Annotated in this window: 16 protein-coding genes; 9 read left to right on the forward strand and 7 right to left on the reverse strand. The window is 39.6% G+C overall.

Translation table 11 applies throughout. The features are described 5' to 3' along the window. Window positions 1-10 precede the first annotated feature (10 nt). Both GR160_RS04690 and GR160_RS04695 read left to right on the forward strand, forming a co-directional pair. Window positions 11-1,447 (forward strand): MFS transporter, encoded by a 1,437-nt coding sequence (locus GR160_RS04690; RefSeq protein ID WP_160748663.1) that lies wholly within the window; start codon window positions 11-13, stop codon window positions 1,445-1,447. 108 nt (window positions 1,448-1,555) lie between these two features. Next, window positions 1,556-1,969, forward strand: a complete 414-nt coding sequence (locus GR160_RS04695) for a hypothetical protein (RefSeq protein WP_160748664.1) — start codon at window positions 1,556-1,558, stop codon at window positions 1,967-1,969. A 165-nt stretch (window positions 1,970-2,134) separates the two neighbouring features. On the opposite strand, the gene GR160_RS04700 is transcribed toward GR160_RS04695, so the two are convergent. Next, on the reverse strand, window positions 2,135-5,569 hold the full coding sequence (locus GR160_RS04700) for a methylmalonyl-CoA mutase family protein (protein ID WP_160748665.1): 3,435 nt from the start codon (window positions 5,567-5,569) through the stop codon (window positions 2,135-2,137). A 206-nt stretch (window positions 5,570-5,775) separates the two neighbouring features. Then, window positions 5,776-8,151: a heavy metal translocating P-type ATPase metal-binding domain-containing protein gene (locus GR160_RS04705; RefSeq protein ID WP_160748666.1), complete on the reverse strand. Its 2,376-nt coding sequence runs from the start codon at window positions 8,149-8,151 to the stop codon at window positions 5,776-5,778. Between the two features lie 106 nt (window positions 8,152-8,257). Here GR160_RS04705 and GR160_RS04710 point away from each other — a divergent pair, with 106 nt between their 5' ends. Then, window positions 8,258-8,938 carry a Crp/Fnr family transcriptional regulator gene (locus tag GR160_RS04710; RefSeq protein ID WP_160748667.1) on the forward strand — a complete coding sequence of 227 codons (681 nt, stop codon included), beginning with the start codon at window positions 8,258-8,260 and terminating at the stop codon, window positions 8,936-8,938. Window positions 8,939-9,020: 82 nt separating this feature from the next. Here GR160_RS04710 and GR160_RS04715 read toward each other — a convergent pair whose 3' ends face one another. Further along, window positions 9,021-10,835 carry a hypothetical protein gene (locus GR160_RS04715; RefSeq protein WP_160748668.1) on the reverse strand — a complete coding sequence of 605 codons (1,815 nt, stop codon included), beginning with the start codon at window positions 10,833-10,835 and terminating at the stop codon, window positions 9,021-9,023. Between the two features lie 72 nt (window positions 10,836-10,907). Then, window positions 10,908-12,329 (reverse strand): RtcB family protein, encoded by a 1,422-nt coding sequence (locus tag GR160_RS04720; RefSeq protein WP_160748669.1) that lies wholly within the window; start codon window positions 12,327-12,329, stop codon window positions 10,908-10,910. 99 nt (window positions 12,330-12,428) lie between these two features. On the opposite strand from GR160_RS04720, the gene GR160_RS04725 reads away from it, so the two are divergent. After that, window positions 12,429-13,442, forward strand: a complete 1,014-nt coding sequence (locus tag GR160_RS04725) for a YafY family protein (RefSeq protein ID WP_160748670.1) — start codon at window positions 12,429-12,431, stop codon at window positions 13,440-13,442. On the opposite strand, the gene GR160_RS04730 is transcribed toward GR160_RS04725, so the two are convergent. Beyond that, entirely contained in the window at window positions 13,437-13,928 is a 492-nt protein-coding gene (locus tag GR160_RS04730; RefSeq protein WP_160748671.1) for a GNAT family N-acetyltransferase, read from the reverse strand. The two genes, GR160_RS04725 and GR160_RS04730, sit on opposite strands and share 6 nt — an antisense overlap. A 144-nt stretch (window positions 13,929-14,072) precedes the next feature. On the opposite strand from GR160_RS04730, the gene GR160_RS04735 reads away from it, so the two are divergent. Next, on the forward strand, window positions 14,073-15,326 hold the full coding sequence (locus GR160_RS04735; protein WP_160748672.1) for a hypothetical protein: 1,254 nt from the start codon (window positions 14,073-14,075) through the stop codon (window positions 15,324-15,326). Window positions 15,327-15,401: 75 nt separating this feature from the next. Here the strand turns inward: GR160_RS04735 and GR160_RS04740 are convergent, their stop codons facing one another. Next, window positions 15,402-16,094: a DUF421 domain-containing protein gene (locus tag GR160_RS04740; RefSeq protein WP_160748673.1), complete on the reverse strand. Its 693-nt coding sequence runs from the start codon at window positions 16,092-16,094 to the stop codon at window positions 15,402-15,404. Window positions 16,095-16,252: 158 nt separating this feature from the next. Between GR160_RS04740 and GR160_RS04745 the strand changes: the two genes are divergently transcribed. The 4 genes from GR160_RS04745 (at window position 16,253) to GR160_RS04760 (ending at window position 19,776) form a co-directional block, all read left to right on the forward strand. Then, window positions 16,253-16,801 (forward strand): type 1 glutamine amidotransferase domain-containing protein, encoded by a 549-nt coding sequence (locus tag GR160_RS04745; RefSeq protein ID WP_160748674.1) that lies wholly within the window; start codon window positions 16,253-16,255, stop codon window positions 16,799-16,801. Window positions 16,802-16,901: 100 nt separating this feature from the next. Further along, complete coding sequence (locus tag GR160_RS04750; RefSeq protein WP_160748675.1) at window positions 16,902-17,672, forward strand: dienelactone hydrolase family protein; 771 nt, start codon at window positions 16,902-16,904, stop codon at window positions 17,670-17,672. Window positions 17,673-17,732: 60 nt separating this feature from the next. Beyond that, window positions 17,733-18,719 carry a DUF3667 domain-containing protein gene (locus GR160_RS04755; protein WP_160748676.1) on the forward strand — a complete coding sequence of 329 codons (987 nt, stop codon included), beginning with the start codon at window positions 17,733-17,735 and terminating at the stop codon, window positions 18,717-18,719. A gap of 31 nt (window positions 18,720-18,750) precedes the next feature. Continuing rightward, window positions 18,751-19,776, forward strand: a complete 1,026-nt coding sequence (locus tag GR160_RS04760) for a M28 family metallopeptidase (protein WP_160748677.1) — start codon at window positions 18,751-18,753, stop codon at window positions 19,774-19,776. Window positions 19,777-19,886: 110 nt separating this feature from the next. Here the strand turns inward: GR160_RS04760 and GR160_RS04765 are convergent, their stop codons facing one another. Then, entirely contained in the window at window positions 19,887-22,229 is a 2,343-nt protein-coding gene (locus GR160_RS04765) for an ATP-dependent helicase (RefSeq protein WP_202390709.1), read from the reverse strand. Window positions 22,230-22,251 lie beyond the last annotated feature (22 nt).

Genomic DNA, 22,251 nt, shown 5'->3' on the forward strand with positions numbered 1-22,251 from the left:
ACCAAAATTTATGAGTAACGAGAAGCAAACAAAATGGAGTCAGTTTGTCCCACTGGTTTCTGTTTTCTTTTTCTGGGGATTTGTTGCTGCTAGTAATGACATCCTTATTCCTGTATTTCAAAAGGCATTTAGCCTGCAACCATGGCAAAGTCAATTAGTGTCCTTTGCTTTTTATGTAGCCTACACAGTAGGTTCTATTTTGTACATAATTATATCTGCCGTAAGCGGCAAAGATGTTATAGAACGGCTGGGCTATAAAAATTCGCTTGCCCTTGGCCTTTGCATCTCTGCATTAGGCACGCTACTTTTTTATCCGGCTGCCCAAACCGGATCGTTCTTTTTAATGCTTTCGGGGCTGTTTATTGTAGGCCTGGGCTTTTCATTGCAACAAACGGTAGCAAACCCTTTGGCCATTGCACTTGGGCCAATTTCTACAGGTTCACAAAGGTTAACATTTGCGGGAGGCATAAATAATTTTGGCACTACCATTGGTCCTTTATTGGTTAGCTATGCCATATTCGGTTCGGCCTCATCAGCTTCAACAACTATAGATATCAATGCCGTTAAAGGTCCTTATCTCATCTTAGGAGCAGCTTTTTTAGCAGTGGCATTATTCCTTAAATTTTCTTCACTACCCAACCATCCCGAAGTCGAAGAGACTAAAGTGGAAGAAAAATTACCTGTAACAAACAAAATGGCTTTAGAATATCCGCAGCTTATTATGGGAATGATAGCCATATTTTTGTATGTTGGTGTAGAAGTTTCTACTGCAAGCAACCTACCTGCCTATCTTGTAGAAAAATTAGGCTTTGTAGAGAGTGCCGTTGGCCCTTATGTATCGCTTTACTGGGCCAGCCTGATGATTGGCCGTTGGGGAGGTGCTATTGGTGCTTTTACGAACAATACAGTATTACAAACCATATTTAAAATTGTAGCACCTTATCTTGCCTTTGGTGTGTTTTTAGGTGCTAACTATCTTATGGGGCACAGCCTGGCACCATTTTATGTATATGCATATATTATAATTGTACTCATTATTGCCGATTTTATTACTAAAGGCAATCCGGCAACTATGCTTGGACTGTTCTCTGTTTTAGGAGTAGTAGCGCTCATTATTGGCATGTTTACAAACGGCATTGTTAGTGTTTATGCTTTTACCAGCGTGGGGCTTTTTTGCAGTACGCTGTGGCCTTGTATATTTACACTTGCCGTGGCAGGCCTTGGCAAGCAAACCACTCAGGGAAGTACCTTTTTAATAATGATGATTATGGGAGGCGGTATCGTAAGCCTGTTCCAGGGATATCTTGCAGGAATTATAGGCATACAGGCCAGCTACATTGTAGGTGTATTGTGTTTTGTATATTTAGCTGTATATGCTTTTACCGTTAAAGGTATACTTAAACGTCAGGGTATCGATTTTAGTGCGGTTTCCGGTGGCGGACATTAATTTTAGTATTATATAGATGTTATAAATTAACCGGCATTTTTGCCGGTTTTTGTTTTTAATAACATACACATTTACGAAAACGCCTAACTTTGCTTAAAAATATGACCTATGAAAAATAAAATTAAACCCATTTTGGCTGCTGCTGCCTTATTAGCAGTAATTGCCTGTTCTGAGAAAAAAGATGCTGTTTCTGTACAAGATCCTACCGATGCTATTAATGCTACAGATACCATTACAGCAGTTAATGACACCGCCAAAGCATCAGTACCGCCTCCTGCTATTGCAGAGGGAACTAATATTACAGTTAAAGGTGTAGTTACTGAAATTATTAATGGCAAAGACGGTTACATGGCCAAGATTAAGGACGAGCAGGGAAAGTTGTACACTGCAACTATTAGCATACCTAACATGACCGACCCTAAACAATTCAGAGCAGTAAAGATTGGAGAGACCATAACCGTTAGCGGAACAACTTTTGTATTGGGCGAAGAAACAGGAGTTAAAGTAAATACTTTAGAATAAACATCTATTAATCAGTATATTTATTGATTTTAGTTTAAAGTATTTATTTATATAATTATACTTACTTAATATCTTATTTATAACTGACAACATACTATCTAAAAATAATTAAAAGCCTTTCGTAATAGAAAGGCTTTTAATTATCTTATCTATAAGAAGTCTCTTTTACATATTTCTCCTGTACTGCCCTCCAACCTCAAACAATGCTGTTGTTATTTGACCAAGGGAGCATACTTTAGTGGCCTCCATAAGTGCTTCAAAGATGTTCTTATTTTGAATTGCAGCTTCCTGTACAGCCTGTAAAGATTCTGAAACTTTGTCTTTATGAGCAGTATGCAATATTTCAAGGGTATGTAACTGATCCTGTTTTTCTTCTTCGGTAGCACGTATTACCTCTGCCGGAATAACTGTTGGCGATCCTTTAGAGCTCAAAAACGTGTTTACACCAATAATAGGGAACTCCCCTGTATGTTTAAGAGTTTCATAATAAAGACTTTCCTCCTGAATTTTAGAGCGTTGATACATGGTTTCCATAGCACCAAGAACACCGCCACGCTCTGTAATGCGGTCAAATTCAGCAAGTACTGCCTCCTCAACCAGATCGGTTAATTCCTCAATTATAAATGATCCCTGTATAGGGTTTTCGTTTTTAGCAAGACCAAGTTCTTTATTTATTATCAACTGAATAGCCATTGCCCTGCGCACGCTTTCTTCGGTTGGTGTAGTAATTGCCTCATCATAAGCATTGGTATGTAAAGAGTTACAGTTGTCATAAATAGCATAAAGTGCCTGTAATGTGGTGCGAATATCATTAAAATCGATTTCCTGTGCATGTAGCGAGCGCCCACTTGTTTGTATATGATATTTAAGCATTTGAGCCCTTTCGTTTGCTCCATATTTGTACTTAAGTGCTTTAGCCCAAATTTTACGTGCTACACGCCCAATTACTGCATATTCAGGGTCAATACCGTTAGAAAAGAAAAATGACAGGTTGGGACCAAAATCATTGATATTCATGCCCCTACTCAAATAATACTCTACATAGGTAAAACCGTTTGAGAGTGTAAACGCAAGCTGCGTTATAGGGTTTGCGCCTGCCTCGGCAATATGGTAGCCCGATATAGAAACCGAATAAAAATTACGTATGTTGCTGGTAATAAAATATTCCTGAACATCGCCCATGAGCCTAAGCGCAAATTCGGTAGAGAAAATACAGGTGTTTTGCGCCTGATCTTCTTTTAAAATATCAGCCTGAACAGTGCCGCGTACCTGGCTTAATGTTTTAATTTTTATATCGTTATAAACATCAGGTGGTAACACAACATCTCCTGTAACGCCAAGCAGCATAAGACCTAAACCATCATTACCCTGTGGCAGTTCGCCATTATAACGGGGGCGTTCTATAGCCTTAGCTTTGTACAGATCGCTTATTTTTTTATCTACTTCTTTTTCAAGACCGTTCTCTTTAATATAAAGCTCACATTGCTGGTCTATGGCGGCGTTCATAAAAAAGCCCAGCAGCATTGGTGCAGGCCCGTTTATGGTCATACTTACTGAGGTTAGTGGATGCGCCAAATTAAACCCTGAATACAATTTCTTGGCATCGTCAAGACAACAAATAGAAACTCCCGCATTGCCTATCTTACCATAAATATCTGGGCGAATATGAGGGTCATTTCCGTATAGGGTAACGCTGTCAAAAGCTGTAGATAAACGCTTTGCCGGCAATCCGGCACTTACATAGTGGAAACGTTTGTTTGTACGCTCAGGTCCGCCTTCCCCGGCAAACATGCGCGATGGGTCTTCTCCCTCACGCTTAAACGGATATAGTCCTGATGCAAACGGGAATTCTCCTGGAACATTTTCCTGTAAGCACCAGTGCAGTATATCGCCCCATGCCTGATATTTAGGCAATGCAACCTTTGGTATTTGCGAATGCGAAAGCGACTCTGTATGTGTAGCTATTCTTATTTCTTTATCCCTTACTTTAAAGCTGTAAACAGGATCCTTATATTTTTTTACCTTATCCTGCCAGGTGTAAAGTATCTCCCAGTTATAAGGATCAAGGTTCATTTTAACCCTATCAAATTCAGCTATTAATAGTTTTAAAAATTCAGTATTTGTTTTATCTGATGAATCTGCAAGGAGTGCATCATCAAGCCCCGACTTTGTAATAGCGATCTCTTTACCGGCAACTGATTCTATAGTTTTGTAAATACCATAAAGTTTTTGTGCCACTTCTCTTTGACTCAAAGCAGTAGCATCATATTTTCGGTTGTTTTCTGCAATTTCGCTGAGATAGCGCGTTCTGTGAGCCGGTATTACAAATACCTTTTCACTCATTTCACGGGTAATTTCAAAAGTAGTTTTAAGGCTGCCGTTATCTGTTTTCTCTATAATTTTATCCATTACAGCCTTATAAAGTGTATTCATACCCGGATCGTTAAACTGAGAGGCAATTGTGCCAAAAACAGGAAGACTTTCGGGTTTGGCATCCCACAGGTTGTGGTTGCGCTGATATTGTTTTTTAACATCGCGCAGGGCATCAAGGGCGCCCCGTTTGTCAAATTTATTAATGGCAACAAGGTCGGCAAAATCGAGCATGTCGATCTTTTCCAATTGGGTAGCCGCACCAAACTCAGGAGTCATTACGTAGAGCGATACATCACTATGCTCCAGTATCTCCGTATCACTTTGCCCAATACCCGACGTTTCCAAAATAATAAGGTCATACCTGGCAGCTTTAAGTACCTGTATAGCTTCTGATACATATTTAGACAATGCCAGATTACTTTGGCGTGTGGCGAGCGAACGCATATATACCCTTGGGTTATTAATTGCATTCATGCGTATACGGTCGCCCAGCAATGCACCGCCCGTTTTGCGCTTAGAAGGATCTACCGATATAATGCCTAATGTTTTCTCAGGGAAATCAATTAAAAAACGGCGCACAAGTTCGTCTACCAAAGACGATTTTCCTGCACCGCCGGTACCTGTAATTCCCAATACAGGTATGGTGGCCGCTTCATTCTGCTTATGAATAGTATCGAGAGTTTCTTTGGCAACTTCAGGAAAATTTTCTGCCGAGGAGATAACCCTTGCAATAGCTGTTGGATTTTTATCTGCAAGATGCTTTACCTCACCGTTAAGTGTATTGCCAACAGGATAATCGGCTCTTTCTACAAGGTCGTTTATCATACCCTGAAGGCCAAGTTCGCGGCCATCATCCGGCGAATAAATACGGGTAATGCCATAGTCATGCAGATCCTTAATTTCATCAGGAAGGATAACGCCGCCGCCGCCGCCAAATATTTTGATATGCCCTGCTCCTTTTTCTTTTAGCAGGTCGAACATATACTTAAAATATTCGTTGTGCCCACCCTGATAAGATGTAAGTGCAATGGCATTGGCATCTTCCTGAATAGCTGTGTTTACAACCTCTTCTACACTGCGATCATGACCAAGGTGTATTACCTCCACCCCTGTTGCCTGTATGATGCGGCGCATTATGTTTATAGCTGCATCATGCCCGTCGAAGAGCGAAGCTGCGGTTACTATTCGTACTTTATTTTTAGGAATATACGGCTTAGCTTGTTCCATACTGAAATATATTCAATTTTATGCATGCAATTTACATATTTATTGAATATATAAAAATTTTATTGATTTAAAAAATCATATTTATGAAAGAAGCTTAGTCTTATTATTTTTTTCCTGCTTTACACCAACTCAATTATATTCAGTCCTCCACTAAATGAGGGCTGAGTAAAACTTGGTTAATCCCAACACTATGTAATAACAGCCATCTAATTTTTAAACTTTCTCGCATAATAATTGCTCATAAGTGTTACAAAACTTATAATAGTAACCGTACTTAAAGGCATTATAATGGCAGCTACAAGCGGCTCCAGCTTTCCTGTAACGGCAAAAGACAACCCAACTACATTATATAATAAAGAGAGTGTAAAGCTCATCTTAATTGTTTTGATGGTATTTTTAGAAAAACGCATAAACCAGCCCAGTTTTTTAAACTGTGTAGCATCCATAATGCCATCGCACGCAGGCGAAAACACATTTACATTCTCGGATATTGAAATACCTACATTACTTTGTGCCAATGCACCTGCATCGTTAAGGCCATCGCCCACCATCATTACATTCTTTCCCTCCTGTTGCAATTTTTCTATAAAGGCCAGTTTTTGATGTGGCTTTTGATTAAAAACCAGTTCCGTTCCCTGTGGCAGCAGGCTTTGCAGTATTTCGCGTTCGCCCTCGTTATCTCCGCTCAGGATCTTAAGGTTATAGTTTTTACCCAGTTCAAAAAACAGATCACGTAAACCTTCACGATACTGGTTATCAAAAACATACCTGCCAATATAATTACGATTGATGGATACGTGAACCAATGTATGCCCTGAAGCTTCTGCATCTTTCCCAACAAACGATGCCGATCCAATTTTTATTAATGTACCATCTATTATACCCTGAACACCTTTACCAGTAACTTCTTTAAAATCGTCGACCTGAAATAGTGGTGCTGCAGGTAAAAAGTCATATAACCTCCTGCTTAACGGATGATTAGACCCTCTCAGCAATGTTTTTATAAAGGCAAGCTCTTTGGTATCGATAGCCTCACCTTCATATTTTATAGCCGATTTTTTATCAGTAGTAATGGTTCCTGTCTTATCGAAAACTATCGTATCTATTTTAGCCATTTGCTCTATAACCGTGGCGTTTTTAAGATAAAGCTTTCGGTTACCCATAATGCGCAGCACATTACCAAGCGTAAAAGGTGCACTCAAAGCCAGGGCGCACGGGCAGGCAACAATTAGCACAGCAGTAAATACATTAAAGGCAATAATGGTATCTATAAATATCCAGATACTTAACGAGACTGCTGCAATGAGTAACAGCACCGGTGTAAAATAACGGCTAATAGTATCGGTCAGGGTTTTATAGTCGCGGTTGCCTTTTTTAGCAAACACATCGCTGCTCCAAAGCTGTGTTAAATAGCTTTGCGATACAGAGCTTAAAACTTCCATCTCTATAACACTGCCCATTTGCCTGCCTCCGGCATATATTTTATCGCCGCTTTTTTTGGCTATCGGCTGCGCCTCTCCGGTTACAAAACTATAATCAATCTCGGTTGCATTGCTCATCAATATACCATCTACAGGGATAAGTTCGCTGTTGCGGATGAGTAACCTATCTCCTGCTTTTACATCATATACCGGAACCGACGTTTCTGCACTATTAGAAATTTTAGTAACCGCTATTGGAAAATACGATTTAAAGTCTCTTTCAAACGAAAGAAAATTGTAGGTTTTTTGCTGAAATAACTTTCCTAAAAGCATAAAAAACACCAAACCTGTAAGGCTGTCAAAAAAGCCCTGCCCGTAGCCAAACACTATATCAAACGTACTGCGCACAAACATTACAACAATGCCGAGCGCGATAGGTATATCTATATTGAGCAACCCGGCACGTATACTTTTAAAGGCCGATACATAATATCCGCTCGCCGAATAAAGGAACGACGGCAATGCCAATGCAAACACAAGCCAACGGAAAAAACCACGATAGTTGTTGAGCCAATATTCTTCTACCTCAAAATATTCTGGAAACGAAAGCAGCATTACATTACCAAAACAAAAAAATGCCACCCCTATTTTATAAATCAGGTCGCGGCTAACCTTTTGCTTTTTGTTCTCATAATTTTCAAGGCTTATGTAGGGTTCATAGCCAATGGAGTTGAGCAGATGTACTATTTGCTTGAGGGATACGCTAAACGGATTAAAAATTATACGTACCTTCTTTTCATAAAAATTAACCTGCGAGCTGCTTATGCCCACACTAAGCCTGTTCAGGTTTTCCAGTATCCATATACAACTGCTGCAATGAATGTGCGGAATGTAAAGCGAAACGATGTGTGTGCCGTCTTCTTTAAAATCGAGAAGGCGGTTTACAATTTCTTCGTTGTCTAAAAAATCAAATTTACCGTTACTATCGGTTGGGGTTGCGCCGGGTGCTTTTTCAAAACTGTAATAATCGGTAAGGCCGTTAAGACTGAAAATTTCGTACACCGTTTTGCAGCCATTACAGCAAAAGTGCTTTTCATCAAAAACGATCTCATCTTTTTTTACAATATCTAACCCGCAATGAAAACAATTTTGCGTGCTCATACTATACTCATTTTACCTGATGCAAAATTGCTCATGATGCACAAAATAAAGTATGACATTTATCATACAAAATGCTTAAATTTGCAGTATATTTTAAGTATAGGCTATGAGTAAATGTGAACAATGCATAGTAAGGGAATTCAGTTCGTTAAAGGCACTGAATAAAGACGAGTTGCTGCGCATAGCCGAATGCAAATCATCTTACATTATTAAAAAAGGCGAACCCATTTTTAGCGAAGGCGAAAATGTGAACGGCATTTTTTGTATTAAAGACGGTGTATGTAAACTTACAAAACTTAGCCCTAACGGAAACGACCAGATAGTGAAGCTTATTGCCAAAGGCGAGCTGCTTGGACAACGCTCTATGATTAGTGAAGAGCCTGTAAACCTTAGTGCCATTGCATTGGAGGATATGGAGGTTTGCTTTATTCCGAAAACTGAAATAATGGGGTTCTTTAATAAGAACAATAATTTTTCGATGAACGTTATGAAAGCCATTTGCGGCGACCTTAAAGAGGCTGACGACCATTTGGTAGCTATGGCACAAAAATCGGTAAGGCAAAGGCTGGCAGAGACCCTTATTTATTTGTTTGAAACTTTTGGCACTAATCCGGATAAAAGCCTTAAAATAAAACTATCTCGCGAAGAAATTGCAGGAATGGTAGGCACCGCTACAGAGAGCTGTATCCGTTTATTGTCTGAGTTTAATAAATTGGGGGTAATAGAACTTTCCGGTAAAAAAATTACCATTACAGATATTACAAAACTTAGTAGACTTACAACCTAAAAAAAGCCACAATCACAGTATCTTTAAATGCACAAACTAAGATACTACAACTGTGGCCAGGCACTATTCTGTAATGGTTGTTCTATACCAATGCTGTTTCAGGAATAGTGGTATTTTCCAATATTTCTTTATACACTATAAGCTTCTCTAAAATATCTTTTTTACCTTTCTCAAAAAAGCCTTTTGTATCGAACAGGCTTTCATAATAAGTAATACCCTCCTGTAAGTTATTTTTAAAGGTGTTCCATTTTTTGGTTTGCGCTTTTGTAACTTCATTGGCTGTATTGCCTATATCTTTTATAAAATAGTCTACATATAATTGCAACTCTTTTATAAAAACATTAGGTCTGTAGCCCTGCGCAAGTACCGATGCGTAACCATAAATATGGCGTACCATATCTTTTAAAGAAACCTCTTTATCAAAATAGGCCATGTTAGGTCCGGGGCAAATTACTACGCCCTGTGCCTCTCCTTTAATAGGTATGTGGTTTTCAAGATAGGCCGTGTTGGCAAGCCCCACACACAGACACGATTTTACTGTTATACAGTCTTGTTTTTCTTTATATGCCTGTGCTGTTAAAGTATCTTTAATAAGCTCCAGTTCTTCAAGTTTTATTTGCTGGTACTTGCGGGAGGCAGTACAAATACCCTGAGCATCATATTCACGGCTCAGAGCCAACAGCTTTTTGGGGCAAGAACTGCCTGCTTTGTGCTGGGCAATACGCATGGATTTAAAATGCTCGTTTGTGGTGCCCTCAACTGTATTGAAAGGAATGCCAAGAGGCGAAATATCGCTTCGGTAAAAATGGTCTTCTGTAGCATTTGCCAGAAGGCTGCGGGTGGCCGCATCGGTAGCAGTAGCTTCGGGGACCAATAAGAATGGCGAACCCCAGCCTATGGCATCTGTGTTGTATTGTTGTAGTAAAAACTCGTGTTCCTGATCAGTGCCCACACCACCCTGAACCGTTATCTTTAATTCCATTTGTTCAGCAGGCACCGGCAATTCTCTCAGTAATAAAGCCTTCACCATAAGCTGGTGTGCAGCATCGGCAAGTTCCTGCCTGCGCTGTTTAAACTCTTCCATTATGGGTCCAAGCAACAATCCATCGGTAGCAAAGGCATGCCCGCCACAATTAAGCCCGGATTCTATGCGGTATTCGCTAACCCAAATACCTTTTTTGGCAAGAAAACTGCCCTGTATCATAGCCGACCTGAAATCGCTTACTTTTAGTATTACTTTCTTTTTAAGCCTGCCATTGGCATCCGGCAAAAAATCGTTGAATTCTGCAATATAACTGTACAATGATGGGTTCATCCCGGCAGAAAGCACCAAAGACGAGCAAAGATTGCTGTTTGCAAAACCACGCAGGGCGGCATGGGCATCGTTAAACTCGGCAGGCAGAGCCTCTTTTTTAACAAAATTGGCTTTATCTACCTTGGTCATTATATTAACATCTATAGCACCGGGTTTTAAGTGCTGTGCTACATAGCTACGAATTTCGTTAGTCTTATCGAAAGGGCTTGAGGCATAGAACTGTAATGCACGCTTTACGTCGCACATTTGTGGCAGCATTTGTATAAAATTGTTTAGTACTTCTTTACTGGTAGCCAGTTCGGCACAAAAAGCGGCATACTTTTTCTTTACGATAGCATCTACTGTATTCAGGTAAGACGTAATGCGTTCTGCCCTGTAATCATGTAGTTTTTGCGTAATTTCTTTATACGGTAGTTCAAACTTTTGGCTGTAAAATGCATTCATTTTTTCCATTAGTTCATCGTCTACAATAGATACTACCGAGTCTATGCCATACTGGGCTACCCTTATAGGGGTGTCTATAGTATAGGCAAGACCCATTACAGGTATGTGAAAGGTATGTAGTGGTTTAGGTAAGGCCATATATGCAAATTTATCGTGCAAATATGCTCCTTACCTATCATTTAAAACCTGATAAATATCATGTTCCTGTTTTTAATCTTCACGGCTGCCATCATCAGCCATTCGCACCATTTTAGGCGTAAACTTAGCTACCACATCTACAAGTTCCTGTTGCGCAGCCATTACCATGTTTATATCTTTATATGCCATAGGTGCCTCATCGAGCCCCGCACCTATTAGCGTAACACCATGATCTTTAAGCATGGCTTCCATATCATTTTTAGTAATACTGTTTATTGCTTTGGTACGGCTCATTTGACGGCCGGCCCCGTGCGATGCTGAATTTATAGCAGCCTCCTGCCCTTTACCCCTTACTAAAAATCCGGGGGCGGTCATACTACCCGGAATGATACCCATAACACCTTTGCCCGCAGGGGTTGCTCCTTTTCTATGCACAATAACTTCTTCTCCGTTATAGTGTTCTTTCCATGCAAAATTGTGATGGTTTTCTACCGTTGCCAGTACTGTTGCTCCCAAAGATTTTTTCATTTTAGTATGTATAACCTCATGGCAGGCAGAGGCATAATCTCCGGCAAGGTTCATCGCTATCCAATATTCCTGTCCTTCGGCAGAGTTCATATCAAAATAAGCAAGGTTTTTAGCCGCATCAGGCAATTTGCAAACATTTTTAGCCAGTTTAGTATAATGATTGGCAACAATACCCCCTAGGCCACGGGAGCCGGAATGCGTAAGTAGGGCTACGTATCGTCCTTTAGGAATATTTAGGGCTGCATCATCTTTTTCAAATTCTAAAATGCCAAATTCAACAAAATGGTTACCTCCACCAGAGGATCCTAATTGAGACCACGCTTTATCTTTAAGCTTTTGTAAAAAAGGGTTATCGTTAAATGCTGTGTTTTGCAGCACGGCATGGTCTGACTTGTATTGACCGTGAAAACCGTGGCCCGCACCAAACTTAGAGTTGGCAATAAGTTCGCTCTTAAATTTATGCTCGTTGGCATAATAATAGTCTTCTGTAATATCATATACAGACAATGCCATACGGCAACCGATATCTACACCAACACCATAAGGAATAATGGCATTTTTAGCAGCCAGTACACCGCCTATAGGTAATCCGTAGCCCTGGTGCGCATCGGGCATAAGCGCACCAGCAACAGTTATTGGCAGTTTCATGGCAACATTCATTTGATCTATAGCTCCCTGTTCAATATTCTCTGCGCCAAATGTTGTAAACTCAGTTGGGTTAGGATTAAGAGCAATAAAATCTTGCGGCTTTTCATAAGCCTCTTCTATCATTGCAAGGGCAAGTTTTTTAAAAACAGGATGTTCTGAATATTCTGCAGGGTTTGCAAGCACGGCTGCATAATAATCTATCATCTGCTGGCGGTTTAAACCATTTCTTCCACGGTTTATTTTTAATGCAATACCCAAAATTGTTCCTTCTGTATAGCCTAATGCAATAAGGTCGTTTCCATTAATTTGTGTGTTCATGACTCTTTGTGTTTTTATTGATGCAAAGATGCATGCCTAACTACGCAATGTTTTTGCGCAGTAAAATTTAAACAGTATTTTTAGGCAAAAAAAAGCAACATGTCTCAAAATAAAAATGCTTTAATACGCTACAAAACTATAGATAAATGCCTTCAAAACAAATACAGGCAATGGACGCTTGATGACCTGATAGAGGCCTGTAGCAATGCATTATATGAATATGAAGGAAAGCAAAACAATGTAAGCAGACGCACCATACAAATGGACATACAGCTAATGCGAAGCGAAAAACTGGGATATAACGCGCCTATAGTGGTATATGACAAAAAGTTTTACAGGTATGAAGATGAAGAATATACCATTACTAACATACCTATAACAGAAACAGATATTAATGTTCTGACAGAAACAGTATCGATGCTGAAGCAGTTTAAAGACTTTTCGCTTTTTAATGATGTGTCTGATATTCTTCAAAGGCTTGAAGATAAGATCTATGCCGAAAAAGAACATACCAACCCTGTTATTTACCTTGATAAGAATGAAAACCTGAAAGGGCTTCATTTTTTAGATACCCTCTATCAGGCAATTATAAAAAAAGTAGTCGTGGTTATTACATATCAATCCTTTAAATCATCTGTGCCAAACAAGTTTGAATTTTGTCCTTATATACTTAAAGAGTATAATAACCGATGGTTTTTGGTGGGCAAAAGAGGCAACAGCCGAACAGTTTCTAATCTTGCATTAGACAGGATAATTAATGTTGATTTTGATTTCAATCTGCCTTATAACGATTTTGGTTTTGAGGCAGATGATTTTTATAAAGATGTTATTGGTGTTACGGTTAACGAGGGGCTGCGCACTGAAACTGTGCAACTGTGGGTAGATGCAGCAAATGCTCCTTATGTTATTACTAAACCTTTTCACAGTTCACAACAAACGCAGCAGCAAAATGAAGATGGAAGTATTGTTGTCAGCCTAAAATTAAAACTTAACCAGGAGTTGGAAAGGATAATTCTTGGCTTTGGCGAGGGCATAAAAGTAGTTGCACCGCAAAAACTACAAAACCGTATTAAATATAAACTTACTAAGGCTCTTAAAAATTACGACCTATAACTCTTTCATCATCAAATAATCATCCATAATATAGCCATTACCAATATCTATAATATCTTCACCCTTATTGATAAAGCCGCTTTTAAGATAAAAATTTATTGCAGGATTATGTTTGTTTACGTTTAGTATAATTTTATTATTGTTATTGCTCTTGGCAGCATTTTGAATAACGGTTACCAGTGCTTTGCCTACTCCTTTGCCATGTGCCTGTGGCAAAACATACAACTTGTGCAGCTTGGTGGTTTCGCTAAGACTGTTAAGCTCATAAGATGCAAACCCTAAATATTCGCCTTCCTCTTCTGCAAGCAAAAAATGGTGTCCTTTAATTGCTATTTGGTCTGCAATAGCCTCATTACTATACATCATTTCAAGCATATATTCCATCTGATCCGGGCTAAGAATATCATTATAGGTAGCATGCCAGGTGGTAAGGGCAATTGCATGTATTACATTATAATCTGAAAGAGAAGCTTTTATAATTTTCATTAAAAATATTTTTCGGGCAAACCTGTTGTTTTACAGGGCTTTTATAAAAGGCAAAAGTACAAATTAATTATTGGCACAGTAATTGGATATTGAATAATACAAAACAACAAAAACGATATTTAGTGTATTTAACATTACTTAGCCATGAAAACTAAATTAATAAATACAGTTCTTTTTTCCTTTTTACTTGCAGGAGAAATTTTTGCTCAGGACGTAACAACCGTAAGGGCAAACAACAGCGATATTAGCGATAATCTTAACCTGCAGGCAGTAGCCTCTATTTTTGGAGACTCGCGCGACCTTGAAGATTTTGAACGCAGGCTAAATGATCCTGATGCGCAAATTTCTAACCTTGACCTTAATGGTGACAATCGTGTAGACTATTTGAGGGTTATTGAGGTTACCGAAAATAACACACATGTAATTATACTTCAAAGCGTGCTTGGCGAAGATACTTTCCAGGACGTAGCCACTATTGAGGTTGAGCGCGATAACGATAATAACGTAACAGTACAGGTTGTTGGAGATACTTATATATATGGGTCTAACTATATTTATGAACCTGTATATGTAGTAAGGCCTCCGCTTTTTAATGTGTTTTGGGTAAGCAGCTACCGCCCGTATTATTCTCCTTGGTATTATGGTTACTACCCTACGTATTACACCTACTGGGCACCATGTGCACCATACAGGTACAGAAATCACATACACACCCACATAAATGTTAGAAATACATACGTGTATGTAAACACAAGAAGAAGTAGCCGTGCTGTAGCGATTTACAACACCCGAAGGACAAATGCCTATGAAAGACAGCACCCTAACAATTCGTTTAGCAGCAGGAATAATAATGCTGTAAACCGTTACCAATTAGAGCAAACAAGAGGCAACGCTGTTACAAACCGTGGCACGAGGTCTCTTAACAATGCAACACTGCACAGCAGTAAAAGCACAAACGGCTTTAGCAACAGCAGCAGATATAATGGCAACAATGTAAGGGTAAATAATACCTCTACTTCTGTAAGGAGCACGCCATCAACAGGAAATAGCGGAGTATCGAGGAATACGAAATTCAATGATAATTCCAGCACTGATGTAAGGAGCAATAACAGTAATACTGTTCGCAATTATAACAATAATAGTACAACAGTTAGGAGCAGTTCTCCTGCAAAAACATATAGCGCCCCTCAAAATAACAATAGTGTTCGAAGCAACCAACAATCAACAGTAAGGAGCTATACCCCGGCAAGTAACAACAATTCTGTCAGGAGTAACCCTTCTTCTTCGGTTAGGTCTCAAAACACACCAACCGTAAGGAGTACTCCGGCTGCTGCACCTCAAAGACAGGCTTCGCCTTCAGCCCCAACCCAAAGAGGTGGTGGCAGGAGAGGCAATTAAAACAGATAATATTTTTAGATTAGTTTACAGTTAGTTAGTTTAGCAAGGGCAGCAATTTAAAGCTGCCCTTGTTTTTTAAACTATACGCCGGGTATTTATGGCAAGCACCCATTCTTTTTTGCCGCACACTGTGCAGGTGCCTTCTGTAGGTTCAAGCTTTTGGGTATTGGCGCAAAAAGTACAGGCATAAATACCTGCCTTGGGTATTATACTGCTTTTTAATGCAAATAGCTGCGGACGTATAGGCAGGCCATATTTTATATCTTTATCTTCATAAAAATAGATACTTATAGTACCATTGGTTTCTATATAGGCATTGCGCACCTGTCCAAGATGTTCTATAGATTTTAAACGCATCTCGGCAAAAAACTCATCCTGGGCGAGGTCTTCACGCTCAAAACTGCTTATAGAAAACTGCCCGTCTTCTATAATGCACTGCACACTGCCTTCAATAAATTTTTCAAAGCGTTTGCTCTTACCCAAAAGCCAGGTTACTGTTCTGTACATTATGAGGATGATCAAAAAGACAGTAATTGCGGGAACGAGCCCAACGTCTTCATAAAACATAGGGTCTCCGGCAGCCGAACCTAACGATATGATGATTACCACCTCGAATACAGATAATTGCTTTACCCCTCTTTTGCCTGCAAACTTTAAAGTGAGTAGCACCACAATAAACATTATTACTGTACGAAAAATAACCTCTGCCAAAAACTTAATAGGGAGATCGTTAAAAAACAGGCGTTTCCATTCAAAAATATCATTCATTTTAGTAGATGTGTTTTAATCATAAAAATACTCCATTTTGCAATGTTAAATACTTAGTTAACAAACATTAGCACAACTTTAGTATGCCTTTAAAGCTATTACAGATGCGCTGTTGTAATTTTATATAAAGCTATTTTACTAACTAAAAAATTAAAGTTATGAGCAAAAGGATAGCCATACTGGCAACCCACGGTTTTGAAGAAAGCGAACTAAAATCGCCAAAAGAATTTTTAGAACAACAGGGCTGGACAACCGAGATTATCAGCCCCGAAAGCGGCAGTATTAAAGCATGGGCAGATAAAGATTGGGGGAAAGAATATAAAGTTGATAAAACTCTTAGCCAGGCATCGGCAGCAGATTATAATGCACTTGTGCTGCCCGGTGGTGTAATAAACCCCGATAAGCTAAGGCTAAGTGAAGATGCTGTTGCCTTTATAAAACAGTTTTTTGACCAAAAGAAACCTGTTGCCGCAATATGCCACGGGCCGCAAACACTAATTAATGCAAGGGTAGTAGATGGCAGGGAGCTTACCTCCTACCCATCTATCAAGCAGGATCTTATTAATGCCGGAGCAAATTGGATAGACAAAGAAGTTGTGGTAGACAACGGCCTTGTTACCAGCCGTACCCCTGATGACCTGCCTGCTTTTAATAAAAAACTGGTGGAAGAAATTAAAGAAGGTAAACACGAGCTGCAACACAGTTAAATAAGTTATTGTAAAGGTTGATTTATTAATGCAGCAGAGAAGCTTTTATGCCATTGGCGTAAAAGCTTTCTTTTTTACCTTTACATAAAACAAATACATAATGAAAAAATTTATTGCAATTACACTTATGTTTACTGCATCACAGCTTAGTGCACAGCTAAAAGCAGTATCATATTCTGAAAACGGACAAAAACTAAATGGCTTTGCTTCAGTGCCTGCCAAGTCATTAAAACAAAAGCCCGGGGTACTGATATTGCCTGCCTGGATGGGTATAAACAACCATTCTAAAGAGGTGGCACAAAAGCTATCGGCCATGGGCTACCATGCTTTTATTGCCGATATTTATGGCGAGGGCAAATATCCTGCAACAACTAAAGAAGCCGGGGAACAATCGGGCTACTACAAAAAAAATGCCGACAGGTATCAAAGCAGGATCTCTGCTGCATTAAAAGAACTTGTAAAAAGTGGTGCCGATGCTAATAATATTGTGGTTATAGGCTATTGCTTTGGTGGTACGGGTGCTCTTGAAGCTGCCCGAGGCGGTCTTGATATAAAAGGTGTTGTAAGCTTTCATGGCGGTTTGGGTAAAGATGCTGCAAGGACAGGCAGTACTATTAAGCCTAAAGTATTAGTGCTTCATGGTGCTGATGACCCGTTTGTACCTCAAAAAGATATTGATGGTTTTATTGCCGAAATGAAAGAAGCCAAAGCCGACTGGCAACTGGTATATTTACCCAATGCTGTACACGCCTTTACTGAGAAAGAAGCAGGCAACGACAACAGCAAAGGTGCGGCCTATAACGAAAAAGCAGACAAAAGATCCTGGGTCTATTTTACAGATTTTTTAAAGGAAATTTTTAACAGTAAGTAAAATATTCGCATTTTTTTAATAGTTTTAGGCTCTTAACAGAGCCTTTACTTTTTTTACCTTATGGGACACGACAAACTGCGTAATGATACAGTATGCCAAAACTGCGGACATACCGTAGAACAAATTTTTTGCACTAATTGCGGGCAAAAAAACATAGAAACGCGCCAAAGCTTTCATCATTTAATTACACACTTTGCCGAAGACCTAACCCATTATGACAGTGGTTTTTGGCGCACCATTAAAGCATTGCTATTTAATCCTGCCAAGCTTACTAAAGAATATCTTGCCGGAAAAAGGCAAATCTATGTTCCTCCGGTAAAACTGTATATTTTTATAAGTTTTGTTACTTTCCTGCTCCTCAGCTTTATGCCAAAAGAAGGTGTAATACATGAGAGTAAGGATGATAAACACAATAACAGTCTTGAGAAGGAACATACCGCAACAAAGGAAGAGAGCTTTTCTTCTATAACCGATTCCATTTCAAATGAAAAGTATAAAAACGATGGACAGCGGCTACCCACAACGATTGCCCAGCTTGATTCTATAAAGGAGCATGATAAAAACATGAATGCTTCGGAATACTGGTTAAGCAAAAAAGCGATAGAGCTCAGAAATAAGGATATATCCTGGGAAAAAGTGAACGACACCTTTTTTCATACACTGCCCAAAATATTATTTATTTATATGCCAATCTTTGCTTTTTGGTTATGGCTGTTTCATGGCAAAAAGCGCTGGCTGTTTTTTGATCATGGCATTTATACATTACATTACTTTTCGTTGCTATTGCTGGTAAGTACTATCAATATGCTTATAAGTATTCCTTTATTATATGTTTCTGAAGGTATTAGCGATACTATAAATTCCATTACGGTAGCGGTTACAATTATTTATACTATATTTTATTTCTTCAGATCGCACAGCAGGATGTATGGTGAACGAAAATTAGTGTCAAGGCTTAAAGGTATTATACTATTCTTTATTAACTTAATCTGCATAATCATAGTTCTTTTACTATCATTATTCTATTCGGCACTAAATGCTCATTAAATTGGTATATTTATAACCTTTAAATTAAAACATGAAAAAAATATCTTTTATAGTCCTGTCCTGCCTGCTGGTTGCATGCGGTCCGGCTAAAAACTCAAAAAAAGACTACGCCAAAGCCGATGTCGCAAAATACATGGGTTCTATTACTGAGGCCGATCTTAAAAAGCACCTGTATATTGTAGCATCTGACGAAATGGAGGGGCGCAATACCGGTAGCGAAGGCCAGAAAAAAGCGGGAAAATATCTTATAAGCCAGTACGAAGCCATAGGTATGTCGTTTCCAAAGGGAGCTACGGATTTTTACCAAAAAGTACCATCGGCATTTATGGCGCGTAATTTTAGTCCGAAGCTACCCGACTCTGAAAATATATGGGCTTATATAGAAGGAACCGAAAAACCTGATGAAGTATTGGTGATATCTGCACACTACGACCATGTGGGCATGAAAAACGGGGAAGTATATAACGGTGCAGACGACGATGGTTCTGGAACAGTATCTTTATTGGAAATTGCACAGGCATTTATGCAGGCAAAAAAAGACGGCTATGGCCCTAAGCGATCTATATTGTTTTTACATGTTACCGGGGAAGAGCACGGCCTGCACGGTTCGCGCTTCTATTCAGAAAATCCGCTGTTCCCTATCAGCAATACAATTGCCGACCTTAATATCGATATGATAGGCCGCAGGGATGATGCCCATAAAGCCGATGGTAACTATATATATGTTATAGGATCTGACCGTTTAAGCACCGATCTCCATAACATTAACGAAGAGGCAAATAAAAAATACACTCACCTGGCTTTAGACTATACTTTTAACGACAGGAACGACCCTAACCAGTTTTATTTTAGGAGCGACCACTACAACTTTGCAAAAAAGGGCATTCCTATTATTTTTTACTTTAACGGTGTTCACGACGATTACCATCAGGCAACAGACGAACCCGATAAAATTGAATATGATTTACTCGCCAAACGTGCACAACTTGCCTTTGCCACTGCCTGGGAACTTGCCAACCGCGAAAACCGCCCTGTTGTAGACAAAGACGGTAAATAATAAAGAGTTTATTACTATAATATAATAACAAAAGGTCGGTAACGTTTATGTTACCGACCTTTTTTATGCTTTAAAAGTCAGGGCTTTTATAACATTATAAATTTTACGATTTACCCAATTACATCAAGCTTTGCAAACCTCAGTAACAGCTTCTTAACCCCTCCCACTTCAAACTGTATTTCGGCTTTCTTATCGGCACCAACACCTTCAAGGTTTATAACTTTTCCTTTACCAAAACGCTCGTGCATTACTACATTGCCGGGAGCCAGTTTACTGTCGGGCAATGCGGCGGCACTTTGCTGCGGTGCCGGATTCGACATTGGTTTTAATCGGCGTATACTGCTGTCTGGCTTAGGGTCGTTAGCAGTTGCCCATGCCGGAGGTGGTGTATTGGTGGGCTTTTGTTGCCTGAATTTAGACTTATCTACGTCGCCAAAAATATCCGCATCTATCATCGGTTTATAACGATAGTTGGTTTCGGTTGGCGTAAGATAATCCAAAAACTTATCGGTAATTTCTTCTATAAATCGTGATGGCTCACTATCTACCAGCTTGCCCCAGCGGTAACGGGATTGTGCATAAGTCAGGTAAGCCTGATGTTCTGCACGCGTTAATGCCACATAGAACAGGCGACGTTCTTCTTCAAGTTCGCTGCGGGTATTAAGACTCATGGCACTCGGAAAAAGATCTTCTTCCATACCTACAATAAACACGTACGGAAATTCAAGCCCTTTGGCAAGGTGAATGGTCATCAATGCCACGCGGTCATCGTCTCCGGTATCTTTATCAAGATCGGTGGCCAGTGCCACATCTTCCAAAAATTCAGATAGTGCACCTCTTGCTCCGTCTACCTCGCGTTGGCCTTCAATAAAATCACGGATACCGTTCAAAAGCTCCTCAATATTTTCTATACGGGCAATACCTTCCGGGGTAGCATCTTTTTTAAGTTCCTGTACCAAACCTGTTTTTTTGGTAATATGATCGGCAAGATAAAAAGCATCCTGCGTTTCGTTTATTACCTGAAAACTCTTTACCATGGTAACAAAGTCGTTCAGTTTATTTCGTGTACCACTGTTTAACTTGAGGTCTATACGGTCTATAACTTCCATTACTTCAAAAACCGATCTGCCATAGTGGTTTGCCGCAACAGTAAGTTTTTCTAAAGTACTGTCGCCTATACCCCTCGCCGGATAGTTTATAACACGCATTAAAGCCTCTTCGTCTTTAGGGTTTATTACCAAACGTAAATAGGCCAGCACATCTTTAATTTCTTTGCGCTGATAAAATGATAGTCCTCCATAAATACGATACGGAATATCGCGCTTTCGCAGTGCATCCTCCATGGCACGACTCTGGGCATTGGTTCGGTACAATATAGCAAAGCTGCTGTTTTTAAGCTGGTTTTGCATTTTTTGCTCAAAAATAGTACTCGCTACAAAGCGGCCTTCTTCGGCATCGGTAAGGCTTCGGTGAACACGAATTGGCGGGCCATCATCGTTAGCTGTCCAAACCACCTTATCGAGTTTAACCTTATTTTTATCTATAATGGCATTGGCAGCCTCAACTATATTTCTTGACGAGCGGTAGTTTTGCTCAAGGCGGTACATTTGCACACCCTCATAATCTTTTTGAAAGTTAAGAATGTTGTTAATGTTAGCTCCCCTAAAAGCATAGATACTCTGTGCGTCGTCTCCCACCACGCATATATTCTGAAAACGATCGCTTAGTGCACGAACAATAAGATACTGCGAGTGGTTGGTATCCTGATACTCATCTACCATTATATACCTAAAACGATCCTGATATTTTGCAAGCACATCCGGAAAACGGTTAAGCAATTCGTTGGTTCTCAACAACAGGTCATCAAAATCCATTGCTCCTGCTTTAAAGCAACGGTCTACATAATGCTGGTAAATCTCTCCCAAACGTGGCTTTTTGCTCATGGCATCTGCCTCCTGTAATTCGGGGTTATTAAAGTAGGCTTTTACTGTTATCAGGCTGTTTTTATAAGATGATATACGGCTAAGTACCTGCTTTGGCTTATAAACATCCTTATCAAGCTGTAACTCTTTTATGATAGATGATATAAGACGGACACTGTCCTGAGAATCATAGATACTGAAGTTAGACGGAAAACCAAGTTTATCGGCCTCGAAACGCAATATTTTTGCAAAAATGGAGTGAAAAGTCCCCATCCAAAGGTTTTTAGCTTCAGATGCACCCACAATATCGGCAATACGCTTTTTCATTTCGCGGGCAGCCTTATTGGTAAAAGTAAGTGCAAGTATATTAAAAGAATCAACCCCCTGACTCATGAGGTAGGCAATTCGAATAGTAAGTACCCTTGTTTTGCCCGATCCTGCACCTGCAATAATGATCATGGGACCGTCTTTTTGCAATGTAGGTGCCTGTTGTGCTTCGTTTAACTGGCTTATATAATTGTGGATATCCATTGTAATGCTTTAACTGCAAAAA

The sequence above is a fragment of the Flavobacterium sp. Sd200 genome (genome assembly GCF_009826935.1).
GTDB lineage: Bacteria > Bacteroidota > Bacteroidia > Flavobacteriales > Flavobacteriaceae > Flavobacterium.